Origin of the sequence: Pseudoalteromonas sp. TAE56 (assembly GCF_000497955.1) — a bacterium.
Lineage (GTDB): Bacteria > Pseudomonadota > Gammaproteobacteria > Enterobacterales > Alteromonadaceae > Pseudoalteromonas.
The window spans coordinates 1-2,893 of the sequence record NZ_AUTN01000012.1 but is presented as its reverse complement, the minus strand read 5'-3'; the positions used below and the strand labels follow the sequence as shown (position 1 = coordinate 2,893).

3 protein-coding genes are annotated in these 2,893 nt (G+C 40.3%); all 3 read left to right on the top strand.

The window, feature by feature from the left end; all coding sequences use genetic code 11:
* Positions 1-951 (top strand): ABC transporter permease (locus L656_RS0100415; protein ID WP_024597754.1); only part of this gene is annotated, 951 nt, incomplete at its 5' end.
* The gene (locus L656_RS0100410) at positions 952-2,001 is read left to right on the top strand and encodes an ABC transporter ATP-binding protein (RefSeq protein WP_024597753.1); all 1,050 of its coding nucleotides are present in this window, start codon (positions 952-954) and stop codon (positions 1,999-2,001) included. It begins immediately after the preceding gene.
* Positions 2,002-2,049: 48 nt separating this feature from the next.
* Positions 2,050-2,893, top strand: an 844-nt coding sequence (locus L656_RS0100405) for a Dyp-type peroxidase (RefSeq protein ID WP_024597752.1), incomplete at its 3' end; no start/stop codon positions are given.

The following is a 2,893-nucleotide window of genomic DNA, read 5'->3' as shown; positions in this document are numbered from 1 at the left end:
GTATACGATACGTGGTTTGGTTATTACTCACTTACAGCGGCCGCTAAAATATCGGGTGTGATGTTACTGCTGTTATTTTTAGCATTAATGGCAGAGCGTTTTAGTCGCCGAAACCAAGCGGTATTTGAGCGACAATCAAGTGTAAATAGTGAATCGCTCTATGTATTAAAAGGAAAGTCTGCTTGGCTCGCAACGGCATTTTGTAGCTTTATTTTACTTATCGCTTTTGTAATTCCTATTGCAGTACTTATAAATTACGCCATTACCTACTTTGATAAAGCATGGGATGTAGAGTTTTTTAGTTACGCTTGGCAAAGTTTAAAAGTGGCAGGGGTTGTAAGTGTTATAACGATTACATTGAGTGTTTTTGTGGTTTTTTATCAGCGTGTTGCAAAGCAAGCGTATCCGCTTATTCCTGGGCGTTTAGCAAGCACAGGTTATGCGTTGCCTGGCACAGTACTCGCTATTGCGGTTTTATTACCTCTTACATTATTAGAGAACACCATTAACACAGCGCTCGAGAAGTATAATTTAGACATTGGCTTACTGCTTACAGGTAGCATTCTTACTATTATTATTGCTTATATTGTTAGGTTTTACGCCATTGCACACGGAGCAATTGAGTCGAGTTTTTTACGTATTAGTCCATCACTTGATATGGCAAGCCAATCAATGGGTAAAAGCCAAGGGCAAACGCTGCGTTTAGTGCATCTACCTTTACTGCGAAGAGGGTTACTCACTGCAGCCCTATTGGTATTTATTGAGTGTATGAAAGAGTTGCCAGCTGCGCTATTGCTCAGACCGTTTAATTTTGAAAGCTTAGCTACTCATGTATTTCAGTATGTGAGCGATGAGCAATTAGAGCTTGCTTCAATATCTGCATTATTTATTGTTATTGTTGGGTTTATTCCTTTGTATTTTATTAATCGTTCTATGGAGCAGCGTAGTTAAATGAGTAGTTTAATTTTACAAGGCGTGAGCTATCACTATAACGGCACAAAGGTTATTCACGATTTAGATTTAACAGTGGGTAAAGACGAAATTGTTTGTCTACTCGGGGCGAGTGGATGCGGCAAAACAACCACATTAAAAGCGATTGCAGGTTTAATTGAAGCCAAGCAAGGGTCTATTTTTATAGACGGTAAATTAGTGAGTGATGAGCAATCGTTTGTCTCACCTGAGCATCGTAACATCGGCATGATGTTTCAAGATTATGCGTTGTTTCCGCATTTAACGGTGGCAAATAATATTGCATTCGGGCTTGGTAATATGAGCAAAGCTCAAAAGCAGCAACGCGTTGATGAAATGCTTAAGCTTGTGCATTTAATTGGCTGTGCTGACAGGTTTCCACACCAGTTATCGGGTGGCCAACAGCAACGCGTCGCTATCGCTCGTGCATTAGCTTATAAACCTAGTTTATTACTCCTTGATGAGCCTTTTTCAAACATCGACACACAAGTACGCTTTGAATTAATTGCCGATATACGTCGAATTATTAAAGCAACTCAAGTATCTGCTGTGTTTGTTACACACTCAAAAGAAGAGGCGTTTGCGTTTTCAGATACACTTGCCATTATGCATCGCGGTAAAATTGAGCAACAAGGCACGCCTGAGCAGCTTTTTGCATCTCCATGTTCAAAGGAGGTTGCAGAGTTTCTGGGTCAGGGCATATACTTAAGCGCAGAAGTGTTAACCGCAACTGAATATAAAACACCATTTGGTTTAGTCGAATCTTATGTCGAGAGTAAGCATAATGTAAGTGCAGGGCTTATATATGTGCGCCCTCATCAAATAGAATTAGTGGCAGATAACCAAAGTGACAAATTCAGCAAGCGAGCTACAATCATAAGTCGTCGCTTTATTGGTTCGGCGTATGTTTATTCGCTTGTTATTGATGAACAAGAAATTGAAGTTGCTGCACAATATGGCCAGTCATTTGAAAATAATGATCAGGTTATAATAAAAATAAAACCTCACACGGTGAATTTTTTCGAATCGTAATTAATTTGTTATTCGCTGTGTTTTTATCTGTAAAACTAAGGAATAACAATGGCGCAAGCGCAATCAGGGATTTGTGCTGAAGCAAACTTACACGGTTTGCACTTATTTTTTAATGTGTTTGATGGTCAAGACGAATCACTTCGCGCAAAGTTAAAACAAGTAAGCGCTATAGAAGAAGAGTTTAGCGATCAATTTTCAGAATCAATGCTCTCTTGTATGGTTGCTATTGGTGCGCAATACTGGCCGCATATCCTCCCTGAATACATTCCAAGCGAATTACAGAGCTTTCCCAATATAACCCATAGCGATCACCAAATGAGCGTACAACCGTGCGATTTATTTGTGCAAATTCGCTCTGACCGTGAAGATGTTAACCATTTATTTGCGCTGCAAATTTTAAAATTATTTGCCCCCGATGTTGAGCTGGTGGAGCAAATTCGTAATTTTCGCTTTTTAGATGGTCGTGATTTTAACGGTTTTATTTATGGTGGCGACACCGCACATGGAAGAAAAAAGCGCGCTACGGCTTTAATCAGCAACCCTGGTAGCTTTGAAGATCAGGGGAGTTATATTCATGTACAGCGTTATAAGCATGACTTAACGATGTGGCAGCATTTATCATTGAGTGAGCAAGAGCAAATAATGGGACGTACGCGTCTTGATAACACGCTAATTACCCCAGCGGTCGAAACCAGCCATGCTTCGCGAAGTGAGCTAAAAGACGAAGACGGACAACCGCTACTATTAAATCAAAGCATGCCTTATGGCGACGTGTATGAGCAGGGAATGTTATCAATTACATGCGCTTGTACGGGCACCGCATTTGAAAAAGTACTTAATAGTCGTTTAGGGGAAGGGGATTGCTACGACCACTGGCTTGATTTTACTCAAG